The organism is Streptomyces dengpaensis, assembly GCF_002946835.1.
Lineage (GTDB): Bacteria > Actinomycetota > Actinomycetes > Streptomycetales > Streptomycetaceae > Streptomyces > Streptomyces dengpaensis.
The window spans coordinates 7,978,097-8,002,089 of sequence record NZ_CP026652.1 but is presented as its reverse complement, the minus strand read 5'-3'; the positions used below and the strand labels follow the sequence as shown (position 1 = coordinate 8,002,089).

Annotated in this window: 20 protein-coding genes and 4 pseudogenes; 14 read left to right on the top strand and 10 right to left on the bottom strand. The window is 70.2% G+C overall.

Annotation, left to right across the window (positions count from 1 at the left end; translation table 11 throughout):
• Positions 1 to 161 precede the first annotated feature (161 nt).
• The 7 genes from urtA to C4B68_RS37235 all read left to right on the top strand — a co-directional run bounded on the left by urtA (position 162) and on the right by C4B68_RS37235 (position 6,351).
• Positions 162 to 1,385 carry an urea ABC transporter substrate-binding protein gene (urtA, locus tag C4B68_RS37265; RefSeq protein ID WP_099502212.1) on the top strand — a complete coding sequence of 408 codons (1,224 nt, stop codon included), beginning with the start codon at positions 162 to 164 and terminating at the stop codon, positions 1,383 to 1,385.
• 63 nt (positions 1,386 to 1,448) lie between these two features.
• Entirely contained in the window at positions 1,449 to 2,345 is an 897-nt protein-coding gene (urtB, locus tag C4B68_RS37260; RefSeq protein ID WP_099502213.1) for an urea ABC transporter permease subunit UrtB, read from the top strand.
• Positions 2,342 to 3,523 (top strand): urea ABC transporter permease subunit UrtC, encoded by a 1,182-nt coding sequence (gene urtC, locus C4B68_RS37255; protein ID WP_240634600.1) that lies wholly within the window; start codon positions 2,342 to 2,344, stop codon positions 3,521 to 3,523. Before urtB ends, urtC begins: the two co-directional genes overlap by 4 nt.
• Complete coding sequence (urtD, locus tag C4B68_RS37250) at positions 3,520 to 4,332, top strand: urea ABC transporter ATP-binding protein UrtD (protein ID WP_240634599.1); 813 nt, start codon at positions 3,520 to 3,522, stop codon at positions 4,330 to 4,332. The genes urtC and urtD overlap by 4 nt, the downstream gene beginning before the upstream one ends.
• Positions 4,332 to 5,024 (top strand): urea ABC transporter ATP-binding subunit UrtE, encoded by a 693-nt coding sequence (gene urtE, locus C4B68_RS37245; protein WP_099502214.1) that lies wholly within the window; start codon positions 4,332 to 4,334, stop codon positions 5,022 to 5,024. The genes urtD and urtE overlap by 1 nt, the downstream gene beginning before the upstream one ends.
• A 120-nt stretch (positions 5,025 to 5,144) precedes the next feature.
• The gene (locus C4B68_RS37240; protein WP_099502215.1) at positions 5,145 to 5,747 is read left to right on the top strand and encodes a TetR/AcrR family transcriptional regulator; all 603 of its coding nucleotides are present in this window, start codon (positions 5,145 to 5,147) and stop codon (positions 5,745 to 5,747) included.
• 166 nt (positions 5,748 to 5,913) lie between these two features.
• Complete coding sequence (locus C4B68_RS37235) at positions 5,914 to 6,351, top strand: SPW repeat protein (RefSeq protein ID WP_099502216.1); 438 nt, start codon at positions 5,914 to 5,916, stop codon at positions 6,349 to 6,351.
• Between the two features lie 165 nt (positions 6,352 to 6,516).
• Here C4B68_RS37235 and C4B68_RS37230 read toward each other — a convergent pair.
• Positions 6,517 to 7,277, bottom strand: a pseudogene (locus C4B68_RS37230) (ArsR/SmtB family transcription factor).
• Positions 7,278 to 7,473: 196 nt separating this feature from the next.
• Between C4B68_RS37230 and C4B68_RS37225 the strand changes: the two are divergent.
• The 3 genes from C4B68_RS37225 to C4B68_RS37215 all read left to right on the top strand — a co-directional run bounded on the left by C4B68_RS37225 (position 7,474) and on the right by C4B68_RS37215 (position 10,336).
• Positions 7,474 to 8,745 (top strand): aminoglycoside phosphotransferase family protein, encoded by a 1,272-nt coding sequence (locus C4B68_RS37225; protein WP_240634598.1) that lies wholly within the window; start codon positions 7,474 to 7,476, stop codon positions 8,743 to 8,745.
• 232 nt (positions 8,746 to 8,977) lie between these two features.
• Positions 8,978 to 9,241: a GlsB/YeaQ/YmgE family stress response membrane protein gene (locus C4B68_RS37220; RefSeq protein WP_099502218.1), complete on the top strand. Its 264-nt coding sequence runs from the start codon at positions 8,978 to 8,980 to the stop codon at positions 9,239 to 9,241.
• 210 nt (positions 9,242 to 9,451) lie between these two features.
• Positions 9,452 to 10,336 carry a GNAT family N-acetyltransferase gene (locus C4B68_RS37215; RefSeq protein ID WP_099502219.1) on the top strand — a complete coding sequence of 295 codons (885 nt, stop codon included), beginning with the start codon at positions 9,452 to 9,454 and terminating at the stop codon, positions 10,334 to 10,336.
• 3 nt (positions 10,337 to 10,339) lie between these two features.
• On the opposite strand, the gene C4B68_RS37210 is transcribed toward C4B68_RS37215, so the two are convergent.
• The 4 genes and pseudogenes from C4B68_RS37210 to fusA form a co-directional block, all read right to left on the bottom strand.
• A complete protein-coding gene (locus C4B68_RS37210) occupies positions 10,340 to 11,116 on the bottom strand; it encodes a GNAT family N-acetyltransferase (RefSeq protein WP_099502220.1) in 777 nt (258 codons plus the stop codon).
• A gap of 107 nt (positions 11,117 to 11,223) precedes the next feature.
• Positions 11,224 to 11,376, bottom strand: a pseudogene (locus C4B68_RS43790) (4-carboxy-4-hydroxy-2-oxoadipate aldolase/oxaloacetate decarboxylase); the annotation flags it as partial.
• Positions 11,373 to 11,852: pseudogene (locus C4B68_RS37200) on the bottom strand (PIG-L deacetylase family protein); the annotation flags it as partial. The pseudogenes C4B68_RS43790 and C4B68_RS37200, both read right to left, overlap by 4 nt.
• Before the next feature lie 166 nt (positions 11,853 to 12,018).
• The gene (gene fusA, locus C4B68_RS37195) at positions 12,019 to 14,118 is read right to left on the bottom strand and encodes an elongation factor G (protein WP_099502221.1); all 2,100 of its coding nucleotides are present in this window, start codon (positions 14,116 to 14,118) and stop codon (positions 12,019 to 12,021) included.
• 538 nt (positions 14,119 to 14,656) lie between these two features.
• Here fusA and C4B68_RS37190 point away from each other — a divergent pair.
• Entirely contained in the window at positions 14,657 to 15,406 is a 750-nt protein-coding gene (locus C4B68_RS37190) for an MBL fold metallo-hydrolase (protein WP_099502343.1), read from the top strand.
• A 104-nt stretch (positions 15,407 to 15,510) separates the two neighbouring features.
• Here the strand turns inward: C4B68_RS37190 and C4B68_RS37185 are convergent, their stop codons facing one another.
• Positions 15,511 to 16,368, bottom strand: coding sequence for a GNAT family N-acetyltransferase (locus C4B68_RS37185; protein WP_099502222.1), 858 nt, complete (start codon positions 16,366 to 16,368; stop codon positions 15,511 to 15,513).
• 274 nt (positions 16,369 to 16,642) lie between these two features.
• Positions 16,643 to 17,293, bottom strand: coding sequence for a chaplin (locus C4B68_RS37180; RefSeq protein WP_099502223.1), 651 nt, complete (start codon positions 17,291 to 17,293; stop codon positions 16,643 to 16,645).
• Positions 17,294 to 17,717: 424 nt separating this feature from the next.
• On the opposite strand from C4B68_RS37180, the gene C4B68_RS37175 reads away from it, so the two are divergent.
• Both C4B68_RS37175 and C4B68_RS37170 read left to right on the top strand, forming a co-directional pair.
• The gene (locus C4B68_RS37175; RefSeq protein WP_099502224.1) at positions 17,718 to 19,286 is read left to right on the top strand and encodes an alpha/beta hydrolase; all 1,569 of its coding nucleotides are present in this window, start codon (positions 17,718 to 17,720) and stop codon (positions 19,284 to 19,286) included.
• Between the two features lie 157 nt (positions 19,287 to 19,443).
• Positions 19,444 to 19,971, top strand: a complete 528-nt coding sequence (locus C4B68_RS37170) for a DUF4232 domain-containing protein (RefSeq protein ID WP_099502225.1) — start codon at positions 19,444 to 19,446, stop codon at positions 19,969 to 19,971.
• Between the two features lie 3 nt (positions 19,972 to 19,974).
• Here the strand turns inward: C4B68_RS37170 and C4B68_RS37165 are convergent.
• The 3 genes and pseudogenes from C4B68_RS37165 to C4B68_RS37155 form a co-directional block, all read right to left on the bottom strand.
• Positions 19,975 to 20,343: pseudogene (locus tag C4B68_RS37165) on the bottom strand (asparagine synthase-related protein); the annotation flags it as partial.
• 87 nt (positions 20,344 to 20,430) lie between these two features.
• Positions 20,431 to 21,693 (bottom strand): arginine deiminase, encoded by a 1,263-nt coding sequence (locus tag C4B68_RS37160; protein WP_099502226.1) that lies wholly within the window; start codon positions 21,691 to 21,693, stop codon positions 20,431 to 20,433.
• Between the two features lie 63 nt (positions 21,694 to 21,756).
• Positions 21,757 to 22,746: an amino acid permease gene (locus tag C4B68_RS37155; RefSeq protein WP_180289268.1), complete on the bottom strand. Its 990-nt coding sequence runs from the start codon at positions 22,744 to 22,746 to the stop codon at positions 21,757 to 21,759.
• A 150-nt stretch (positions 22,747 to 22,896) separates the two neighbouring features.
• On the opposite strand from C4B68_RS37155, the gene C4B68_RS37150 reads away from it, so the two are divergent.
• The gene (locus C4B68_RS37150; protein ID WP_099502227.1) at positions 22,897 to 23,991 is read left to right on the top strand and encodes a baeRF3 domain-containing protein; all 1,095 of its coding nucleotides are present in this window, start codon (positions 22,897 to 22,899) and stop codon (positions 23,989 to 23,991) included.
• Positions 23,992 to 23,993 lie beyond the last annotated feature (2 nt).

Sequence of the window (23,993 nt, the reverse complement as noted above, 5' to 3'; positions counted from 1 at the left end):
TCATGAGAGCGGGAAGATACCGCCGGGAAAGTAACGCGAAACACCTTGGAAACAGGGTGACTTGAGGCTGTGGACCGCACTTCAGGAGGTCGTCTCCTCCACAGCCCGAGGGGGTTCTTTTGTCCAGCGGTTCCAGCGGTTCCCGTATTCTCCGACGCCGGATGGCGGCCGGTGCCGCCGCGCTCGCGGCGCTCGTCGCGCTGTCCGCGTGCGGTGCCAAGACCGACGCGGGCGGTACGTCCGACAAGGCCGTGCAGGCGGACACAAGCGGCGACACGGTCAAGGTCGGCCTGCTCAACTCCCTGTCCGGCACGATGGCGATCAGCGAGGTGACCGTACGCGACTCACTGAAGCTGGCGATCGACGAGATCAACGCCTCCGGCGGAGTGCTCGGCAAGAAGATCGAGCCGATCAGCGAGGACGGCGCCTCCGACTGGCCGACCTTCGCGGAGAAGGCGCAGAAGCTGATCAGGGAGGACCGCGTCGCGGCCACCTTCGGCTGCTGGACCTCCGCGAGCCGCAAGGCCGTCAAGCCGGTCTTCGAGAAGAACAAGTCGCTGCTCTTCTACCCCGTGCAGTACGAGGGCCTCGAAGAGTCCCCGTACATCTTCTACACGGGCGCGACCACCAACCAGCAGATCGTCCCCGCGCTCGACTACCTCAAGAGCGAGGGCAAGAAGAAGATCTATCTGGTCGGCAGCGACTACGTCTTCCCGCGCACCGCCAACAAGGAGATCAAGGCGTACGCGAAGGCCAACGGCATGACGGTCCTCGGCGAGGACTACGCACCGCTGGGCTCCACGGAGTTCAGCACGATCGCCAACAAGGTGAAGGCCTCCAAGGCGGACGCGGTCTTCAACACCCTCAACGGCGACTCGAACGTGGCCTTCTTCAAGGAGTACAAATCCGCGGGTCTGACCGCCACGAGCATGCCGGTGGTCTCGGTGTCGATCGCCGAGGAGGAGGTCAAGTCGATCGGATCGCAGTACCTGGCGGGCCAGTTGACGGCCTGGAACTACTACCAGACCACCGCGGGCGCGGCGAACACCAAGTTCGTGAAGGCGTACAAGGCCAAGTACGGCCAGGACAAGCCGACCAGTGACCCGATGGAGGCCGCGTACACCTCGGTCTACCTGTGGAAGGCGATGGTCGAGAAGGCGAAGTCGTTCGATCCGGAGAAGGTCAGGGCGGCCTCCGACGGCATCACGTTCGACGCGCCCGAGGGCAAGGTCACCGTGGACGGCGCCAGTCAGCACATCTACAAGACCGCCCGCATCGGCAGGATCGGCACCGACGGTCTGATCAAGCAGGTCTGGGACTCCGGCAAGCCGATCAAGCCGGACCCCTACCTGAAGGGTTACGACTGGGCCTCCGGCCTCTCCTGATCACCCGTCGCGCGGGGGCCCGAGGCAAGAGGCCCCCGCGTCCCGCCTCCCCGGAGCCGCCGCATGACCGTGATCCTCGGGCAGATGTTCACCGGCGTCAGTATCGGTGCCGTTCTGCTGCTCATCGCGCTCGGCCTCTCGCTCACCTTCGGCCAGATGAATGTCATCAACATGGCCCACGGCGAGTTCATCATGGCCGGCGCCTACACCACCTATGTACTCCAGAAGTCCCTTTCCGGCGCGGGAATTTCACTGATCGTCGCGCTGCCCGTCGCCTTTCTCGTCTCGGGCGCACTCGGCGCACTGCTGGAATGGCTGCTCATTCGCCGCCTTTACCTCCGGCCGCTCGACACACTTCTCGTGACATGGGGCGTCTCACTGATGCTCCAGCAGCTCGCGCGCGACATGTTCGGCGCGCCCAATGTGCAGACCCGCGCGCCGGATCTGCTCACCGGGAACATCACCGTCATCGGCGGCGACGACCCGCTCACCTTCGCCAACAGCCGGCTGTTCATTCTGGGGCTGGCGATCGCGGCGGTGGTCGCGCTGTCGCTCACGCTGCGGCTCACCCCGCTCGGGCGGCGTATCCGCGCCGTCGTGCAGAACCGCGACCTGGCCGAGGTGTCCGGCATCTCCACCAGCCGCGTCGACCGCACCGCGTTCTTCATCGGGTCCGGGCTCGCCGGAGTCGCCGGGGTCGCGCTGACGCTGGTCGGTCCGATCGGGCCCACGATGGGCACCAACGTCATCATCGACGCCTTCCTGGTGATCGTGGTCGGCGGCATCGGGCAGCTCAAGGGCAGCGTGATCGTCGCCTTCGTGCTGGGTGTGCTGCAGTCCGTCCTGGAGTACTCCACCACCGTCAGCGTCGCGAAGGTGCTGGTCCTCGTGGCCATCGTCGCGTTCCTCCAGTGGCGGCCCCAGGGGCTGTACACGCTGCGTACGAGGAGTCTCGTATGACCACCTCTCGTAGGACCACCACGCGTCGGTCCACCTCGCGCAGTACCACCACTCCCCTCGCTGCGAAGGCGAGGCAACTCACCGGCGTCAAGGGCCGGTTCGACGGAGCGCGCCCGGCGGCCGGCTTCGCCGCGGCCGCCCTGGTGCTCTTCGCCGTCGCCCCGCTCGTGCTCTCCGACTTCCGGCTCGGGCTGCTCGCCAAGTACCTGTGCACCGCCATGGTCGCGGTCGGCATCTGTCTGGCCTGGGGCCGCGGCGGGCTGCTGACGCTCGGGCAGGGCGTGTTCTTCGGGCTCGGCGGTTACGCCATGGCCATGCACCTGAAGATCGCGGACGCAGGACCCGGCAACCTCCCGGACTTCATGCAGCTGTACGGCACGGCGACCGAACTGCCTTGGTGGTGGCGGCCGTTCGCGAACCCGGTCTTCGCGCTCGCGGCGACCGTGCTGCTGCCGATGGCCGTCGCGGCGGTCCTCGGGGCGTTCGTCTTCCGGCGCCGGGTCAAGGGCGCCTACTTCGCGATCCTCAGCCAGGCGCTCGCCGCGGCCTTCGCGATCTGGCTGATCGGTCAGCAGGCCACGACCGGCGGCACCAACGGACTCACCGACATCCAGGGCTTCTTCGGCTACGACCTCAACGACCCGGTCAACCAGCGGATGGTGTACTTCATCATCGCCGCCGCCCTGCTCCTGCTGATCGCCCTGGCCCGCCAGCTCATCCACAGCCGGTACGGCGAACTCCTCGTCGCCGTGCGGGACTCGGAGGAGCGGGTGCGCTTCCTGGGGTACAACCCGGCGAACGTGAAGCTCGTCGCGTACGTCGTGGCGGCGGGCATGGCCGGGCTCGCGGGCGCGCTGTTCGTGCCCGCGGTCGGCATCATCTCCCCCGCGTTGATCGGCATCGTGCCGTCCATCGAACTCGTCATCGGCGCCGCGGTCGGCGGCCGGGCGAGCCTGGTGGGCGCGGTGCTCGGCGCGATCGGCGTCGCCTGGGCCAAGACGGCGCTTTCGGAGGAGTTCCCGGCAGCCTGGACGTACTTCCAGGGGCTCCTGTTCATCGTGGCCCTGGCGTTCCTGCCGGGCGGTCTCGCCTCGCTGGTGGGGATCGTACGGCGGCGCGCCACCCGGCGGACGGCCGGGGAACCGGCGCCCGCCCTTCCCGTGGGAGAAACGGCATGAGTGAGCTGTCCGGACTTCGGATACGGCAACTGCGCGTGGCCTTCGACGGGTTCACCGCCGTGGACGGGGTGGACCTCGACGTGCGGCCGGGTGATCTGCGGTTCCTCATCGGGCCGAACGGAGCCGGCAAGACGACCCTCGTCGACGCCGTCACCGGCCTGGTGAAGGCGGAGGGCTCGGTGCGCTTCGGGGGCGACGAGCTGCTCGGGCGGAGCGTGCACGGGATCGCCCGGTCGGGCATCGGCCGTACGTTCCAAACAGCCACCGTTTTTGAGGAGTTGACGGTACTTCAGAATCTGGACATCGCGGCCGGCGCGGGCCGAGGCGTGTGGACCATGCTGCGCCGGCGCAAGGACGTGCCGGAGTCCGTCGCGAAGGCGTTGGAGACGGTGGGACTCACGCACCTGGCCGACTCCCCTGCCGGGGCGCTCGCGCACGGTCAGAAGCAGTGGCTGGAGATCGGCATGCTGCTCGTGCAGGACGTACGGCTGCTGCTCCTCGACGAGCCGGTCGCGGGCATGAGCCATGACGAACGGCAGGCCACCGGCGAGCTGTTGGAGCTCATCAGCCAGGAGCGGACCGTGGTCGTCATCGAGCACGACATGGACTTCATGCGCTCCTTCGCGCGCAGCGTCAGCGTGCTGCACGCCGGCAAGGTGCTGAGCGAGGGGACGGTGGCCGAGGTGCAGGCGGATCCGAAGGTGCAGCAGGTGTACCTCGGACACGCGGACTCCGAGGACGTACGTGAGACCGCGGACTCCGATTGCGTACGCGAGACCGCGGCCCCTGCGGCCGTACAGGAGGCGTGATGCTGGAGATCGACGACGTCCACGTCGGCTACCACCGCAGCAGCGTCCTGCACGGGGTGAGCGTCGCAGTGCCGAAGGACGGCGTGGCCGCCGTACTGGGACACAACGGCGCCGGAAAGAGCACCCTGCTGCGGGCGGCGGTCGGTCTGCTCACCCCGCAGAGCGGCGCCGTGCGGCTCGACGGCGAGGACATCACGCGCCGCAAGCCCCACGAGCGGGTGGCGCGCGGCATGGCCTACGTCCCGCAGGGCCAGCAGGCGTTCCCGCACCTCACGACCGCCGAGAACCTCCAGCTGGTCGCGGACGGGCGGCGCCGCGGCAAGGAGGCGATCGCCGAGGCGCTCGACCTGTTCCCCGCGCTGCGCGCGCTGGCCGGCCGCCGCACGGGCCTGCTCTCCGGCGGCCAGCGGCAGCAACTGGCCATCGCCCGCGCCCTGGTGACGGAGCCCCGGATCCTCCTCCTCGACGAGCCGACCGAGGGCATCCAGCCCTCCGTCGTCGCCGAGATCGAGGAGACGATCCTCGCCCTGGCCGCCCGCGGTGGCCTCTCGGTCCTCCTGGTCGAGCAGCACATCGGCTTCGCGATGCGGGCGGCGCAGCGGTACTACGTCCTGGAGGCAGGCCGGGTCACCTCGTCCGGTGAGGGCGGGCAGGAGGCGGAGGGTTCGGTGCGGGAGGCGTTGAGCGTGTGAAAGGAACCTGTGCCGCGGGGGCGGGCGCCTGCGCGCGTGGGCAGGCTGCTCCCCTCCTCGGTCGAGGAGAACGAACGATCGTAAGCCCATGGCGAACGACCGTTCGATTAAAGTGGCTGTATGGGCCCGCGCAAGTCCGTCGCCGAAACCGCCGCCACCCGCGACCGGGTCATCGAGCGCGCCCTCGCGCTGGCCGCCGCCGAGGGCCTCGAAGGCCTCACCATCGGCCGGCTCGCGACCGACCTGGGGATGAGCAAGGCCGGGGTGATCGGCCGTTTCGGCAGCAAGGCGGCGCTGCAACTCGCCGTTCTGGACGCGGCGATCGAGCGGTTCCGGCTGCGGGTGCCGGCGCGGGCCGTGGGCGCAAGGCCCGGTGCCGAGCGGCTGGCGCGCGCCTTCGACGAGTGGATCGACTCCATGGCCGAGGCCGAAGGCTACGCGGGCTGCTTCCTCACCTCGGTGGCGAGCGAGTTCGACGGCCGCCCCGGCCCGGTCCGCGACGCGGTGCTCCAGGCACTGGCCGCCTGGTCCGCGTACGTGGCGTCGGAGCTGGACACGGCGGTCGCGAACCGCGAACTCCCGCAGCGCACCGACGTGGAACAGCTCGTCTTCGAGCTCAACGGCGTTGCCCTCGCGGCCAGTCAGTCCATCCAGCTGCACCGCGATCCACTGGCGCCCACGCGTGCACGCCGGGCCATCGCCCGCCTGCTCATCGCCCCCTGAGGCAGCCCGTTCGACCGCACGGAGCGGCGGCGCGCGTCACTCAGGCCCCTTCAGGCCCACCAGCTCTACACATAAAGAAGAAATAAGCGCAGAATGGACGTATGCGGCACTCACCGCATACCACCCCCAGACATGGTGGGGCCGCGGAGATCGAAGGAGACGAATCATGGCCGACGTCTCGCGCGCCAGGGACATCACCAGCCACCCCGATCTATCCGAAATGCGGGCACGGTATGACCGCGTGCTCGGTGGTCGTGATGTGGCCCTCGTGGATGGGCCGGTGTTCCTGCTCGGCCTGTACTGTGCCGTGTCCCCGTGGATACTTCACTACACGACAAGCCAGCCCGCCCTGGTGACCCACAACCTGGTCATCGGCATCGCGATCGCCCTGCTGGCCCTCGGCTTCACCGGTACTCCGGAGAGGATGTACGGCCTGAGCTGGGCCATCTGCGCGATCGGCGCCTGGCTGATCATCTCGCCGTGGATCGTCGGCACCAGCCCGGACGCCGGAGTCGTGGTGAACAACATCATCATGGGCGCCCTGGCCGTGGTGCTGGGGGCCGTGTGCGCTGCTACGGCGGCGAAGACCACTTCCCGGGCGTAACCAAGCGAGCACGGAAGGAAGTGAAGGAAAGCAGGGAAGGACCGAGGAAAACTGAGGGAATCGCGGGCCGGCCCGTCCAGCACGGGCCGGCCCCTTCGCGCCCGCCGATCGCCCGGATCCGCCAGTGGCCCCAGGGTCCGTCCGGCGGATCATGCCGGACAGGCCCTAGACCAGCCACGGCTCCTGCGGCAACGGGCTGCCGGTCTCGATGAGCGACTTGAGGTTCGACAGCACCGCCGGCCAGCCGGACGCCGCGTCGGCGCGCTCGCCCTCGTCCTTCAGATCCTCGTGGGTGACGGTGAGGCGGACGATGTCGGCGTGCGGCCGGATGTCGAAGGTGACCCGGGAGTACTTGTCCTCCTGCCCCTCATCCTCGGGGGCGGCCCAGGTGGTCACCAGCCGGTGCGGGCGCTCGCTCTCCACGACGGTGCCGACGACGTCGGCGATGCCGGAGTCATCCGTACGGACATGTTCCCAGCGCGATCCGGGCTTCCAGTCGGAGACGTTGCTGTGCCCCCAGTACGCGGCGCTCAGATCGGCATCGGTGAGCGCGTCCCAGACCTTCTCTGCGGTGCTCTGAATGTAGATGACGTATACGAAGCTCGGCTTGTCGGTCATGGATTTTCCTCGGCTCGTCGTTTGAGGTCACTGAGCGTACGCAGACGCGGGCGCTCGAATTTGTCGATCCACCGCTCCGAGATCTCATGGAGCGGCACAGGGTTGAGGTAGTGCAGCTTTTCCCGACCTCGCCGCACGACACTGACCAGATTGGCCGCTTCCAGGACGGTGAGGTGCTGCGTCACCGACTGACGGGTCATGTCGATGCGCCCGCACAGCTCGCTGAGCGTCTGGCCGTTGTGCTCGTGCAGCTCGTCGAGCAGCTGCCTTCGCGTGCCGTCGGCCAGCGCCTTGAAGACCTGGTCCATTCCGGAGTCGTTCTGTGATCGCACACTCAAAGTAATGCAGGCAATTACCTGCATGTCAAGCCGGACATCGTCCCGCGGGCGGCGTGACAGGCTGACGCGCAGGGCGCCGTACGCGTCACGGCGGCGCCCGGATATTCGCTCGCGGCGCCCGGATATTCGCTCGCCAGGAGCAACCGTCGCCTCTCACACTGGCGCCGTGAGCCGAACCGTGAGCGCATGGGTGACCTCGGGCGGGGAGTTCCTCGGTGTTGCCGGCCCCTTCCCCGTGGACAGCCCGTGGTGGTCCGAGGTGGAGCCGGTCATCGCCCGACTGAGTGAGCTGCTCGGCATTGCGACGCTGGTCCTGCGTCTCGTCGACGTCGACGGAGGTGGGGGCGGACGGGACGGTCATGTGACGTACCACGTCGAAGCGTTGGAGCGCCCGGTACCAGGCTTGCTGAAGCGACAGAGCGTCGATCAAGGTCTCTTGCACGACCATCAGGTGTTGCGGTCGCCGTGGGCGCGAGCCGACGGACTGCGCGAACTCCTCGACTGGGCAGCCGGCACGCTGGCCTCGGCGGGGCGGCCGGTGACCGGTCCGGTCGAGCAGCGCCGCACCTGGAACCTGGCCGGACTCTTCCGCCTGCCGACCGCGCGGGGCACGGTCTGGCTCAAGACGACACCGCACTTCGCGGCCGACGAGGCCACGGTCGCGGGTGCGTTCGCGGGGGTCGACCCCGACCTGGTGGCGGCCGTCCTCGGCTCCGGCGAGCACCGCATACTGATGGAGCACATCCCCGGCGAGGACTGCTGGCGGGCCTCGCCCGAGACGATCGCCTCCGTCATGGAGCGCTTCGTGGCCGCGCAGTCGGCGCTGGCGTCCAGCACTCCAGCCGCTGCCGACGAGAACCGCATCCGGGACTGGCGCGCACCGGTCCTCACCGCACGGATCCACGAGCTGCTCGCCGGACCGGTCGCCCTGGAGCTGAGCGCTCAAGAACTCGCAAATGCACGGGAGTTGACACGCCGGTGGAACCTCCTCGCCGAGTGCGGGCTGCCCGACACGCTCGTGCACGGAGACTTCCATCCCGGCAACTGGCGCGGCGACGGCGGCTCGCCCGTGGTGGTGGATTTCGCCGACGCCCACTGGGGCAACCCGGTCCTGGACGGACTGCGCGTCCAGGACTTCCTGCCCGAGTCGCACCGCGCCCGGGCCGCCCGCGCCTGGATCGACGCCTGGCAGGCGCGGCTCCCCGCCGCCGACCCGGCACGCGCCCTCGCCATCGCCGAGCCGCTCGCCCATCTCACGTACGCCGTCCGCTATCAGGAGTTCCTCGACGGCATCGAGCCCTCGGAGTGGCCCTACCACCGGGGAGATCCGGCGGACGAGATCCGCGCGGCGGTGCGGTGCGCGGAGAAACCGAGCCCGCATCTCGCGGGGAGGTCGTCCTGCGCACGTGGAGCCATCTCGAGGGCGGCGACGCGGTGAGTCAAGGGCGCCGGAGGTGACACAGCGACGTCCGGCCGGGCGCGCGGAGGTGCTGCTCATCGGCGGGCGCGCCGGTGTCGGCAAGTCGACGGTGGGCTGGGAGGTTTCGGCGCGGCTGCGGGCCGCGAGGTCGCGGCCGCCACCGGTTGGATACCCGCCGGGAGCGGACCGGACTGCCTCCGCTCCGAAGGGGAACATGAATAACTGCGGGGACCGACAAAGAGGGGCGGAGATGGAGATCTCAGGCATCATCAGTGCCATCCTCATCGGCATCATCATCGGCGTACTCGGCAGGCTCGCGGTTCCGGGGCGCCAGCGCATCGGCATCCTGTGGACGATCGCCGTCGGCATCGTGGCCGCGTTCATCGGCTCGGGAGTCGCCGCCGCGTTCGGTGTCGCCGACACCAAGGGCATCGACTGGATCGAGTGGCTCATCCAGATCGGCTTGGCGGCGCTCGGCGTCGCGGCGTTGGACCGCTCGAAGGTGCGCCGCTGACGGGTGGGGCGGGCACGTATCGCGGTCGAATCTCGCGGACGTAACCCGCAGACGTATCTCGCGGACGTGGTGCGCCAACGGGCACGGCTGCGGGCGCGGGTGCATGGCCGTGTGCCGCTGGGCGCTGTCAATTCCGTTGCGGTGGCGCGCCCGTACGGCTAGGTTCTGCGGGCTTCGCCGCCCCCGCACGCCCAACGCCACGGAGAGACCTTGCCGCCGCGCATCACGCCGCTGATCGATCCCGAGTCCACCTCGTCGAGCCGTCGCCTGGCGTGGCTGGCCTCCGGCACCGAGGGAGCTCCCGTGGGCTCCGCCTTTCTGCGGTTGTTCACCAGGGAGGGACAGGAGCATCTCGCCGAACTAGAGATCGCCGTCCACCCTGCCGAGCGTCGGCAGCGGGTCGGCAGCGGTCTCCTGGAGGCGGCCGTCGCCGCGGCGCGGGACGAGGGGCGGCGGTCGCTCGTCGCGCAGGCCAATACCGACTCCCCCGGTGACCTGTTCCTGGCGGCGCGCGGCTTCCGCCGTGTGCTGGCGCTGACGTACGCGCGGCTGACGCTGGCCGATGTCGCTCTCGCGCGCATCGCCGAGATCGTCGAACGGCCGCATCCGGGTTACGAGTTGACGGTGTGGGACAAAACCGTGCCGCCCGCGCTGGCACGGACGTTCGCCGACTCGCGGCGCGCCATGGACGACATGCCGATGGAGGGAACCGACTACGGGACCGTCGTGTGGGACGTGGAACGGGTCGTGTCGGCGGCCGAAACCATCGCGAAGCGCGGGGAGTTGCTCCACACGGTCGCGGCGGTGGACCTCTCGGACGGCTCGATCGCCGGCTTCTCCGAACTCGTCGTGCCGGGCGACGGCCTGGGCGATGCCCAGCACTACGGCACCGGGGTTCTGCCGGAGCACCGGGGCCACGGGCTGGGCCTCTGGATGAAGGCGGCGTCGATCCGTCTGGCCCGTGAGCGCTACCCGGAACTCGACGGCCTGCTGACGGACACCGCCGACAGCAACGCCCCCATGCTCGGCATCAACGACGCGCTCGGTTATCGGCCGACGCACCGGGCGGTGGAGTACCAGCTCGAACTCGGCTGAGCTTCAGCACGTGTGTACGTACGGCGTTGTCGTGGTCAGGGGCTGAAAGCCCAGGCGGGCGAGGATGGGGCGGCTCTGGCTGGAGGCGTCGACCTGGACGTAGCGGTAGCCGCGGTCGGCGGCGACGCGGGCGCGGTGGGCGACGAGGGCGCGGTAGATGCCGCGGCCGCGCCAGGCCTCGACGGTGCCGCCGCCCCAGAGTCCGGCGAACCGGGTGCCGGGCAGGAGCTCCATGCGCGCCGCGCTGACCGGAACGTCACCGGCGAGGGCCACGACGGCGACGACCGTGTCCGCGTCGCCGGCGAATTGGGCGAGCAGCTGGTGACGGAGCCGCGTGCTGTCCGTGCCGAAGGCCTGTTCGTGGACGTCCGCCACGAGGTCGACGCCCGCGCGGTCGGTGACGGGGAGCAGTCGTACGCCTTCGGGCGGCTCGGCGTCGAGTGCCAGATCGCCCAGCTCGGCGACCATCAGCGTCTCCTCGGGCTCGGCGGTGAATCCGGCCGCGCGCAGCCGGTGCCCGAGGTCCTCCGGCTTGTCGTGCCCGTACAGCTTCCACTCGAACTCCCGCCCGAGGTCGGCGAAGTACCGGAGCTGCTCGGCGATCGCCGCGTCGGCGCCGGTCTCGTCCAGGTCCGACCAGATCACCCCGTTCCAGCCCCGCTCGGCACCGATCTGGCGCACCACCTTGCCGACGCGCTCGACCCGGGCATCCGGGGCATCCGGCCGCGCTCCCTCCCGCATGTCCCGATCGAACAGGGCCAGTACCGCGACGTGATCCATGGCGTCACTCCAGCATCCTGGGACGCCTGGGGCAATGGGGTTTCCGTCGGCCTCCGGCGGCGGGGAGAGGAAGGTCCAGGGTGGAGGGCACACAGACGGGAGCCCTCCACTCCTGGTATGGCCGGTTTCAGTCGATCGGAGGCGTGTCGCAGACCGGTGCGGCCCATCGCCTCGCTCACAGTGGCCACGCCGTACCCGGCCAGCGCCTCGACGTCCTTGGCGTCCGCCTTCGGCGGGTTGGTGACGATCACGCCGCTCATGCCAGCTCCTTCGCGATCTGCGGATGGGGACGCATGTACGCCTCGGCCATGGTTTTGTGGGCCAGGCCCAGGTTGGGGCCGGCGTTGCGCTTGAGCTGGACGCCACGGCGTACGGCGAGGTCGGTGTAGTAGTCCCACAGGTGCCGCTGGGCGCCGAGGCACTCCATGGCCTTGCGCTTGGTCTCCCACACCTCGGTGATGTCAAGCAGGACCTCGGGCTTTAAGCCGCTCATCTCGGGCTGGTGCGGCTCGAAGGAGAAGACCGGCGGGGCGCCGATGATCTCGCCGGGGCCGGGGTAGCCGACGGCCTGGGCGAGGACGCGGGCCTCCAGCGCCATGCGGTTGGCGGCCGGGTGGTCGCCGTTGTACGGGTCCTCGGTCGGGTGGGTGAGGACGACCTCGGGCCGGGTCTCCCGGTAGACGGCCACCAGTTGGTCGGGCAGCTCGGCGGTGGCGACCAGCGGGTAGTCGCCGGCGGCGAGAAGATTGTCAACAATTTTGTTCGGCCTGTTGCAGACATGCTTCAGCGGCCCCGACGACGGTCGGGAGCAGCGCACACACGCACGGCCCCGCCCCGGTCGCACGGCTGCGCCCCGGTCGCACGGCCCCGCCCCGGTCGCAGGGGCGGGGCCGTCGTAGGGGCTACCGGCTCGGTGTCCCGTTGGACGCCAGGCTCGGTGCCGGGGCGTGGCCGGTCGGGCGGGTCGTGAAGACTCCCCGGCCCTGGGTGCGGCTGCGCAACCGCGTTGCGTAGCCGAAGAGTTCGGCCAGCGGCACGGTGGCCGTGATCACCGTCGCGCCCGCTCGCGTGAGCGAGCCGGAGACCCGGCCGCGGCGCGCCGCCAGGTCGCCGAGCACCCCGCCCACGGCGTCGTCGGGCACGGTGACGGTGACTTCGACCACCGGTTCCAGGAGAACCATCGCGGCGGCGCGCAGTGCCTCGCGGAGCGCGAATCGGCCGGCCGTGCGGAACGCCATCTCCGAGGAGTCCTTCGGGTGGGTCGCACCGTCGGTCAGGGTGACGCGCAGCCCGGTCACCGGGTGACCGCCGAGCGGCCCCTCGGCAAGGGCGTCCCGGCAGCCGGCCTCCACCGCGCGCACATACTCCTGCGGAACCCGGCCACCGACGACGGTCGAGCGGAACACGAAGCCCGCCGCGCTCCCGTCCACGCTGCCCGGATCGGCCTCCAGTGGTTCCACGTCGAGGACGACGTGGGCGAACTGACCGGCGCCTCCGTCCTGTTTGACGTGCCGGTACACCAGCCCGGACACCCCACGGACGACCGTCTCCCGGTAGGCCACCTTCGGCCGGCCGACACCCACCTCCAGCCCGTGGGCGCGCCGGATCTTCTCCACCGCCACCTCCAGATGCAGTTCGCCCATGCCCGACAGCACCGTCTGACCGGTCTCGGGGTCGGTGCGGACGACCAGCGAGGGATCCTCCTCGACCAGGCGCGTCAACGCCGACACCAAGCGGTCGGTGTCGGTGCTCCTGCGCGCCTCGACCGCCACGGAGACGACCGGATCGGCGACGGCCGGCGGTTCGAGGAGCAGCGGCGCCGTGGGGGCGCACAAGGTCGCCCCCGCGCGGGCCGACTTCGGCCCGACCACCGCGACGATGTCACCGGCCACCGCGCACTCCAACTCCGCGTGGCGGTCGGCCCGGACCCGCAGGATCCGGGCGATCCGCTCGGTACGCCCCGCACCCACGTCCAGCACCGTCTCTCCCTTCTCCAGCGTTCCGGAATACACGCGCAGATACGTCAGCCGCCCGGTCGCCGTCGCGTTCACCTTGAACACCAGTCCCGCGAACGGCGCCTCCGGATCGGCGACCCGCTCCTGTGCGGCGTCGCCGTGCGTGCCGCGTACCGCCGGCACGTCCAGTGGCGACGGCAGGTAGGCCACGGCGGCGTCCAGCAACGGCTCGATGCCGCGGTTGCGGTAGGCCGAACCGCACAGCACCACCACCCCCTCGCCGGTACGGGTCACATCGCGCAGCGCCGTGGCCAGCGTCCCCGCGGAGAGCGCGGACCGGGCGCAGAACTCCTCCAGCGCCACCGGGTGGAGTTCGGCCACCGCTTCCTCCAGCAGCATGCGCCGCCGCCGCGCTTCCTCCCGCAGGGATTCCGGCACCGGGCCCTCCTCGGCCGCGTCGCCGCCGTCGGCCCAGACCAGCGCTCGCATACGCAGCAGATCCACCACCCCGGTGAAGGCGTCCTCCGAGCCGATCGGCAACTGGACGACCAGCGGGGCCGGATGCAACCGCTGCCGAATCGACTCGACCGCCGTGTCGAGGTCGGCACCGGCACGGTCCAGTTTGTTGACGAAGGCGATCCGCGGTACGCCGTGCCGATCGGCCCGCCGCCACACCGACTCGCTCTGCGGCTCGACGCCCGCGACGGCGTCGAACACCGCGATCGCGCCGTCGAGGACGCGCAGCGAGCGCTCCACCTCGTCGGAGAAGTCGACATGGCCCGGTGTGTCGATCAGATTGATCCGGTGGCCGTCCCACGCGCAGCTCACGGCCGCGGCGAAGATGGTGATCCCACGGTCGCGCTCCTGGGAGTCGAAGTCGGTGACGGTCGTTCCGTCATGGACCTCGCCCCGTTTGTGGGTGGTCCCGGTGACGTACAGGATCCGCTCGGTGACAGTGGTCTTGCCGGCGTCGACGTGGGCGAGGATGCCCAGGTTGCGCACGGCGGTGAGCGGACTGGTCGGTTGACGGTTCAGGTTGGTACGCACGGCCCGTGGCCTTTCACGGTGATCTCGAAGGGGGCAGCGCGATTCCCGGACGAAACGGACCCGCCGAACCGCCAACAGGCATGCGTGAGCAGGCTGTTGGAGCGTGTCGGGGTCAGGCCTTCGTCACGTCGCGGGCATCCGGTTCCGGCCGCGCAGCCGGCACCGGGCGCCCGGAGACACCAGAATCACCTCGTACCGTGATCGGGGAACGACGACAGCGGTGCGCTCACGCACGGCCCGGCTCCCCTCACTCGTCACGCCGCGCACCGCCCGTACCGGCGGCGCGCGATCTCGTGGCGAGTGTAGGGAAGCCGGCGCGTGCGGCGCACCGGAATTCCTTGCGGCCGCCTCACCCGGTCAAGCTGAGGTGGCACCCGGGGCGCGCTCAGCCACGAGGGCGGACGTGCCGCCCGGAGCGCCGGCGATGGGGGCACGCACTGGCGAAGAGGGCGGCGGTGGTCCTCGGGCGCACTCGCGATACCTTCGCCCTGACGTGGTCGTGTCCGGCCGCGAACAGATCTCAAGCGTCGGGATGGTCATGCGTGAGGATGCGATCGTAGAGGCGGCCGCCGGAGTTCATCTGGTCCACGGCAGCAACACCAACTGGGTCGTCCTGTCCGAGGGCGACGCCGTCACCCTGATCGACACGGGGTATCCCGGCGACCGCCAAGACGTCCTCGCGTCACTCGACGCCCTGGGCCACGCGCCCGAGGCCGTCAGCGCCGTGCTCATCACGCACGCGCACAACGACCACCTCGGTTCCGCCGAGTACCTCAGCAGCACCTTCGGCATCCCGGTCCACCTGCACGAGGCCGAACTTCCGCACGCGCGCCGCGAGTTCCTTCACCAGGTGAGCGTGGGCCAGGTGATGCGCCAGGCGTGGCGTCCCGGCGTACTGCCGTGGGCGGTGCACGCCCTCAGGTCCGGCGGTAAGACTGATGTCCGTATGACCCGGCCCGAGGCGTTTCCCGCGGCCGGGCCGCTCGACCTGCCCGGCCGTCCGGTTCCGGTGCACACGCCCGGCCACACGGCCGGGCACTGCGTCTACCATCTGCCGGACGCCGGAATCCTGATCTCCGGCGACGCCCTGGTCAGCGGCCACCCCACCTCGAGGATTCGGGGCCCGCAGCTGTTGCCTGCGATGTTCGACACCGACCGCGCCGGTGCCCTCGCGTCCCTCCAGCACATCGAGGCACTCGCGGCGGACGTCCTGCTGCCGGGGCACGGTCCCCTGCACCGCGGTCCGCTGCTGGACGCGGTGCAACGCGCGCGGGAGCCGCTCGGCTGACGCCGTCCCGCCGCACCGCCGCCAGAGGGGCTCGCAGCGCGTCCCGGTCGCGGCGGCGCTGCGTGGCCTTCCGCGCCGCCAGGTGCTGATCGGCCGGACGGGCGCTAGCCGAGCTCCAGTGTCGTGACGCCGTAGACACGCTCCTGGGCGAACGGCCTGACCGGCCCGGTGTACATACGCGCCGTTTCGAAGGAGGGGACGAGGCCGAGTTCCTCGACGAGGGCGATGCCCGCCGCGTTCGGCTCGGGGACGTCGATGGCGACCTCGCTTCCGGCGGCGTCGGCGGCGATCGCGGCGAGGAGTGCCCGGGCGTCGTCGGCGGTGTCGGCGAACAGCGGGCCGACGCGCAGGACGCCGCGGGCCGGGCGGATCACGGCGTACCCGGTGACGTGCCCGTCGTCGGCGGGGCGGACGAAGGTGCGGTGCTCCGGGCCGGTCAGCCATGACTCCAGGAACGCCGGGCGGTCGGCGGGGTAGCAGGCGCTGTCGTACGCCGTGATGGCCGCACGGTCGGCCGGTGTGGCGGGCCAGACTCCCGAGGGTGTCTCCCCCACAGGGGCGGTTCCGCTGAAACGGTGGGTGCGGTGGGCGAGTTCGAAGCCGGACATGCGGTAGTTGTCCTGCTGTGCGACCACCCCGTCGAGGCCGACGGTACGGCTTCCGGCGTGAGCGAGGGCCGTCTTCCAGGTGGCCAGGCCGTAGCCGTGGCCGCGCAGGTCGGGGCGTACGAGGTAGAAGCCCAGGAAGGCGTAGTCGGCGCCGTAGGTGACCACCGAGGTGGCCGAGACGGGTTCTCCGCCGATCCGGCCGATGAAGAAGCCCCCGGGGTCCTGGGCGAAGAAGCTCGCGCTGTCGGAAAGGCCGGGACTCCATCCCTCGTCCGCCGCCCATTCGACGACCACCTTCCAGTCGTCGATCGAGGCCTGGGTGACGACGAGGTCTTCGCGTCCCGGAGAGGTCATGCGGGCGCTCCATTCCGTACGGGGGTCGCGTCGGCACCGGCCGCCGCCGCGGGGGTCACGTCGCCGCGGTGGCCGGTCGCACGCGCGGCATCCTTCCCGATCTCCGGGTCCGATCGTCGCGCCGGGGAAGTGATTCGGCCAGCTCACCCGCACAGCCGAGCCGTCGGCACGTAGGCGCGCGCAGGCGCGTACCGCGAACGCCCATCCCCGACGAGCCGAGGAGGCCCCACGGTCGCGGTCCCGGCGGGGCCTTCCGTCCTCGGTGGCCCGTGGGTCAGCGCACCGCGGCGGGCCGGAACCGGCGGTACAGGACGGCACCGCCCAGAACCAGGGCCGCGCCGGCGGCGATCCCGGGCACCGTCTGGTCCGTGCCGGTGTGGGCGAGGGAGGCCGCGGGCTGCTGCTGCGGGGTGTGCCGGGGCGCCGGGTGCGGGTGCGCCTTGGGCGGGGCGACCGGCTTCGGGGCAGGCCCGACGGGCTGCTGGGGGCGGGTGTTCGTGGACTTGTTGCCCACGACCGCGTTGCCGAGGCCGACCACCGTCACGGCATTGCCGCTGACGTTCACCGGAAGATCCACCGGGAGCTGTACGCCGTTGCCCGAGAGCACGCCCGGCGAATCCTTTCCGCTGCCGTGCGCGACGGCACCGCCCCGCGCCCCGCCCGGCTCCTCGGCCCCGCCGCCGTCGCTCTCGTTCGCGCAGCGGTTGCCCGCCGCCGGGTTGAGCAGTCCGGCCACGTTCACGGTGTTGCCGCACACGTTCACGGGAACGTGCACCGGGAGCTGGACGGTGTTCCCGGAGATCAGCCCGGGTGAGCCCGCCGCGGTGCCGTCCGCCGCGGAGTCGGCGTGCGCCGGCACGGTCGCGGCCAGCGCGCCCGAGGCGGCGGCCGCGACGATCAAACCATTTCGGGTAACCCGTTTCATAGGTTCCCTGCCTTCCAGACATGGTCGCGGGCACTCACCCGCATCGCGTAAAACGCGTGAGCACCATCAGACGTTCTGGCTTATCGGTCTTTCACCCCATCGAGCGTCACCGTTATCGAACGGGCGCAGCGGCTCGTACGGAGTCGGTGGCATCGTCCTGGCGACTTGGTTCGTGCTGAGGAGCGGCATGGTCATGGCGACTTCGTTCGCGCCGAAGAGCGGCATGGCCATGGCGATCCTCGTTCGCGCCGAAGAGCGGCATGGCCATGGCGACCTCGTTCGCCACGAAGAGCGACCGCCGGGGCGCGCGCAGGTCGCGGCACGCGGGCCCGGTCCGCTCACCCAGAGGCGGGGCTCCGGACCTGTGCTTATCGTGTTCGAGGGGGTATCGCCGGTCCACCGCCGGAGGTCCCGGGAGGCTTGCATGCTGTCCGTGCACCAACGCAACAGGTTCGCCGGAGCCGCGACCGCGGCGCTGGCCCTGCTGGCTGCCGGACTGCCCGCGGTGGCGACGGCCGCCGCCGAGCCGGACCTGACCCGCTTCTACCGTCAGAAGGTCACGTGGTCGGCCTGCAAGGGCGAGGGCATGTCCAAGGACATGCAGTGCGGGAAGGTGACCGTACCGCTGGACTACGCGCGCCCGGCCGACGGGACGCTCGACGTGGCGCTGGCCCGCTACCGGGCGACGGGCAAGCCGAAGGGTTCCGTGCTGCTGAACTTCGGCGGCCCCGGCGGCTCGGGCATCACCGAACTCGCCGGCAGGGACAAGGACTTCATGAGCCTGACGAACGGCTACGACGTGGTGACCTTCGACCCCAGAGGCGTCGGCAAGTCCTCGCCCGTCAGCTGTGGTGAGGGCATGTACGCGGCCGCGGAGTCGACGGACGCCGCCGTCGACAGCGCTGATCCGCAGGCCGCCCTCACGGCGGTGAGGGAGACCGCCGACGCATGTGCCAAGAACTCCGGTCCTGTGCTGCCGCACATCGGCACGGTCAACGTTTCCCGGGACATGGACGTGATGCGCGAGGCGCTCGGTGACGACAAGCTCAACTTCCTCGGCTTCTCGTACGGTTCGCGGCTGGGCGCGGTGTACGCGGCCCAATTCCCTACGAAGACAGGCCGGTTGGTGTTCGACGGTGTGGACACACTCACCGAACCGCTGTCCGAGCAAGGGCTGGCGTCCGCCGAAGGGCAGCAGGTCGCACTGGAGGACTTCCTCAACTGGTGCACGAAGGACATGGCCTGTCCGTTCGGGCAGGATCCGCGCAGAGCGCGGGAGAAGGTCGTGCAGCTCGTCGACTCGCTCGACGCGAACCCGGTCCCGGCCGACTTCGGTGAGGAGTTCTCCGGCCAGAGCCTCGTCGGCGCCATCACGCAGGCGCTCTACAGCAAGAAGTTCTGGCCCACCCTCGAACAGGCCCTCAATCACCTGATCGAGGACGGCGACCCCCGCCACCTCACGCAGTTGTCGGGCGGCGCCTCCTTCCCCGACGCCACCGCGGCCGCCCGGCAGGACGGCGGACTCGTCGACGATGAGTACATCCCCGTCGACAACCTCCCCGCCGCCCTGATGGCGATCAACTGCGCGGACGATCCCGACCGGCCCACCGCCGCCCAGATGGCCAAGGACATCGACAAGCTGCGCGCCTCGTACGAGGAGGCGTCCCCCGTCTTCGGCCGGTTCCGGCTCACCCAGGTCCTGATGTGCTACGGCCGCCCCAAAGGCACTGACTTCATCCGCGAGGAGGTGCGGGACGTCAAGACCCCGAAGATGCTGCTCGTCGGCACCCGTGGCGACCCCGCGACCCCGTACCGCTGGACCGTGGAGACCGCCGAGCGGCTCGGCTCGTCCGCCGTCGTACTCGACAACAAGGGCTCGGGGCACACCGGGTACGTGTCCTCCAAGTGCGTCCACAAGAAGATCGACGACTTCCTGCTGTACGGCTCCCTGCCGGACAACGGCAGCTCGTGCGGCCGGGAGTCCGACGGCTGAACCCGGGACCCGCCTGCTGGGCGGGATGTGCGACAACCACGGGACACGGACAAGCCGACTACAACCTCTCGTACCCCCCGGCCGTCACACTGGGCAGGCGTCGCCTCCACCGGGCACGCCGCACCCGTACATGACCACACCAGGGGGAACATCACCGATGCGCGTCCGAACCGTCCTCGCCCTGTCGACCGCCGCCACCGCGCTGCTCCTCGCTGTGCCGCAGAGCGGCTCGGCCGCCCCGCGGCCCGCGAAGGCCACCGGTCAGCCCGCGAAGTGCGCGGAGAAGGCCCTCGAACTGCGGGCCAAGCAGTCCGCGGACCCCACCGTCGTGCGCATCAGCGTCACCAACCGGGCCGGCCGCGCGTGCACCGTCGACCGGATCCCTACCGTCACCTTCGGCGACCTCGACGGCGCGGCCCTGCCGACGCCCGCCGGGGAGAGCGGGCCGTACCGGCTCGGCGCGGGCAGGACGGCGTACGCGGCGGTGCGGACCATCGCCGACCAGGCCGACCCGCAGGCCCGCCGGGTGGATTCGATCACCGTCTCCGCCGACCCGGCCCTCTACGGGCGTTCCTTCACCGCCCGCGAGGTGGGCGCCGGGGGCGCCGTCCTCGTGTGGGAGCCGGTGACGACGTGGTGGAAGCCGTCCGTGGCCGCCGCGGACAAGGCGCTCGGGCTCAGCTGAGCGTCAGCTCGGGGCGTAGAGGTCCATCCAGAGCGCCAGGCCGAGGGTCCGTTCGAGACCGCGCCGCGACGCCTGCGTGATCTGCGGGGTGTCGCGGTCAGCGGCGCGGCGGGCTGCTTCCCGGTCGACGAGATCGAAGACCGGGTGCGAGGGGCGTGCCAGCAGATCCTTGACGTGGCCCTGCAGGGCGGTCGCGTACTTGGGGTCCTGGGTGGACGGGTAGGGGCTCTTGACCCTGTCATAGACGGACGTCGGGATCAGGTCCGCCGTCGCCTCCCGCAACAGGCTCTTCTCCCGGCCGTCGAAGGACTTCAGGGACCAGGGCGTGTTGTAGACGTACTCGACGAGCCGGTGGTCGCAGAACGCTCCCCTGCCCAAAGGTCCGCCAAGGACTTGCTCAAGAGCCGGAGGCCGTCCGAGGCGATCCGAGGCCGTCCGAGGCAATCCGGGGGCTGACGGTCAGAAGTCCATGGGGTCCCGCACGATGGGGCAGGTCATGCAGTGGCCGCCGCCCCTGCCCCGTCCGAGTTCGGCGCCGACGATGGTGATGACCTCGATGCCGGCCTCCCGCAGCAGCGTGTTGGTCTGGGTGTTGCGGTCGTAGGTGATCACCACGCCGGGTTCCAGGGCGACGGCGTTGTTGCCGCTGTCCCACTGCTGCCGCTCGGAGGCGTACACATCGCCGCCCGTCTCGACGACCCGCAGCTCGGACAGCCCGAGCGCCTTCGCGACGACGTCGGTGAAGGGACGCGAGCCCTCGTCGGTGAGTTCGAACCCGGGGGCCTTGTCGCTCGGGCGGAGGGAGAAGGTGTGGACCGCGTCCATGATGGTCGGGTAGAGAGTGACCACGTCGCGGTCGGCGAAGGTGAAGACGGTGTCGAGGTGCATCGCGGAGCGCAGCTTCGGCATGCCCGCGACGATGACACGCTCGGCGGCCCCGTTCCGGAACAACGCGGCCGCGACCTGGGTGATGGCCTGCCGTGAGGTCCGCTCGCTCATACCCATGAGCACGATTCCGTTGCCGACCGGCATGATGTCGCCGCCCTCGAACGTGGCCTCGCCCCAGTCCCGTTCGGGGTCGCCCCACCACACGGTGGAGCCGGCGAAGTCCGGATGGAAGATGTAGACCGCCTTCATCAGGAGCGTCTCGTCGTGCCGGGCGGGCCAGTAGAGCGGGTTGAGCGTGAGGCCGTCGTACAGCCAGCATGTCGTGTCGCGGGTGTAGAGGGTGTTGGGCAGCGGAGGCATCAGGTAGGCGCGTCCGCCGGTCGACTCACGGGCCAGCGCGAGATAGCCGGAGCGGAACCCGTCCGGCAGATCGGCGGTGGCCAGACCGCCGATCAAGTACTGGGCGAGCCGGGCGGGTTCGAGGGTTTCCAGGAAGGCCCGGGTGTCGTCGATGAGTCCGAGTCCGACCTCGTTCGCGATGATCTTCCGGTCCAGGAGCCAGTCTTTGGCCACCGGGATCGCCATCGTCTGCGCGAGCAGGTCGTGCAGCTCCACGACGTCCACGCCGCGCTCGCGCAGCTTGTCGACGAAGTCGGCGTGGTCGCGCTGGGCGTTCTCCACCCACATCACATCGTCGAAGAGCAGGTCGTCGGAGTTGGTGGGGGTGAGCCGGCGGTGCGCGAGGCCGGGCGCGCAGACCAGCACCTTGCGCAGTCTGCCGACCTCGGAGTGGACGCCGTACGCCGGACGGCTCGCGGTGTCTTGGCTGCTCACGGTGTGCCTTTCTCCAGGTCGGACAGGTCGGACAGGCCGTACGGTCTGACTGGCCGGGACGGATCAGAGGCTGATCCAGCCCAGCGCCAGGGCGGTGATCCCCAGGGCCGCGCCCGCGACCGAGACGACGAGGATGACGAGTTCACGCGGCGAGAACAGCCGTCGGCCCTGCTCGCGCCGGGCCATCATGAACAGGACCGTGGCGGGCGCGTAGATGATGAAGGAGACGAGGAGGTATTTCAGCCCGGCCGCGTAAAGCAGGAACACGGTGGAAACCGTGGCGAGCAAGGCGATGACGAGGTCACCGCTGAGCCGCCCGCGCGCGATCTTCACGGCGAAGGCCGCCGCCAGCAGGAACGGAATCGGCGTCAGCGCGCTGGTCAGGTCCAGCGCGAAGTTGAACGCGTCCTGCGTGAACGGCGTGACGACCAGCACGGCTTGGGTGAGCAGTGTCGTCATCAGCAGCGCGGGCACCGGCACATCGGCCGCGGTGGAGCGGCCCAGGAAACGCGGCATGTCGTCGTCCTTGGCGGCGGCGAACAGCACCTCGGCCGACATCAGCGTCCAGGCGAGATAGGCACCGAGCACCGAGATGATCAGGCCGACACTGACGAAGACCTTCCCCCAGGTGCCGACGGCGTGCTCCAGGACTCCCGCCATGGAGGGCTGCCGCAGTTCGGCGATCTCACCCATGGGCATCAGCCCGTACGACACGATCGTGACCGAGGCGAAGACGGCGAAGACACTCAGGAAACCGAGGACGGTCGCCCGGCCGACATCCTCGCGGCGTCTGGCGTGCCGGGAGTAGACACTCCCGTCGAGGTCGGGGCGGCGGATGGCCAGCCGCTGGAAGACGAAGGCGAGCATCAGCATCCCGGCACCGGCGACCGTCCAGGCGATCAGGGCACCGGCCACGCCCGTCTCCTGGGCGAAGCGCCCCGGCAGCGAGAAGACCCCGGCACCGACCATCGAGCCGACGACCATGGTGATGAGGGTCAGCAGCGTCAGTTTGGCGGCCGGCGGCGCCTGGGTTTCCGTGTCGGCCTGCGTCATGGGCGTCCTGCGGAGACGGGCATCGTCGTACGGCGATCTCGATGCGGGGAACGTCATCTGGCGACCCGATCGACGTTAGCAATCAAATACACCAAATGCCCGATCTGTGCATCGAATGCCCGTTACGCGAATCGGTCCTATGGTGCTGGTATGGAGCACGCACTCAACCCCGCGACCCTCACCGAGCTACGCAGGCCGCGGCCCTATCCGGCGGTGTCGGTGCTGACGCCGACGCATCGCCGCGAGCCCGACAACGCTCAGGATCCGGTCCGGCTGCGCAATGTGGTGACCGAGGCCAAGAAGCAGCTGGAGGCCGATCCCTCAGTCACCCGCGAGCGGCGTACCGATGTCATCGACCAGCTCGAACAGGCGCTGGCCGAGGTCGATCTGGCGCACGCCGAGGACGGTCTGGCGATCTTCGCGGCGCCGGGCGAGCACCAGGTCTGGTCGCTGGCGCGCACCGTGCCCGAGCGCGTGGTGCTCTCGGACACCTTCCTGACCCGCAACCTGGTCGCCGCACAGGCCTCCGATCGGCCGTTCTGGGTGCTCGCGGTGTCGGCCGACCGGGTCACGCTGTGGAGCGGCGGCGCCGGTCATGTCGTCGAGGACCACTCGGGCGGTTTCCCGCTGACCAGGGACCTCGAAGATGTCGACGTGGAGCGCAAGGAGCGGATCGGCGACGTGCCGAGCACCTTCCGCGACGAGGACACCCGCCGCTTCCTGCGCGAGGCGGACGCGGCCGTGAGCGCCGTCCTGCGCCAGAATCCGCGACCGCTGTACATCACCGGAGAGACCGCGGCCCTCTCCTTCCTCGACGAGATCAGCACGGTCAGCAAGGACGCGGTCCACATCCCGCACGGCGGCCTCGCACACGGCACCCCCGACGCCGTGTGGCAGGCGGTACGTCCGCTGATCACCGCCGAGGAGAGGAAGCACACCGACGAGGTGACCCGGGAACTCGAAACGGCCCGCGGGCGCAAGGCGTTCGCCGCGGGGGTCGACGAAGTCTGGCAGAGCGCCTCCGACGGCCGGATCCAGCTGCTCGCCGTCGAGGAGAACTACCGCGTGACCGTGCGCGACGACGGCGACCATCTCGTCCCGGCCGAGAGCGGTGACCTGGACTCCCGCGACGACATCGTCGACGAGATCGTCGAACAGTGTCTGGAGACCGGCGCCGAGGTCCGCTTCGTGCCCGACGGCAGCCTCGCGGACGCGAAAGGCATTGCCGGGGTACTGCGTTACTGATC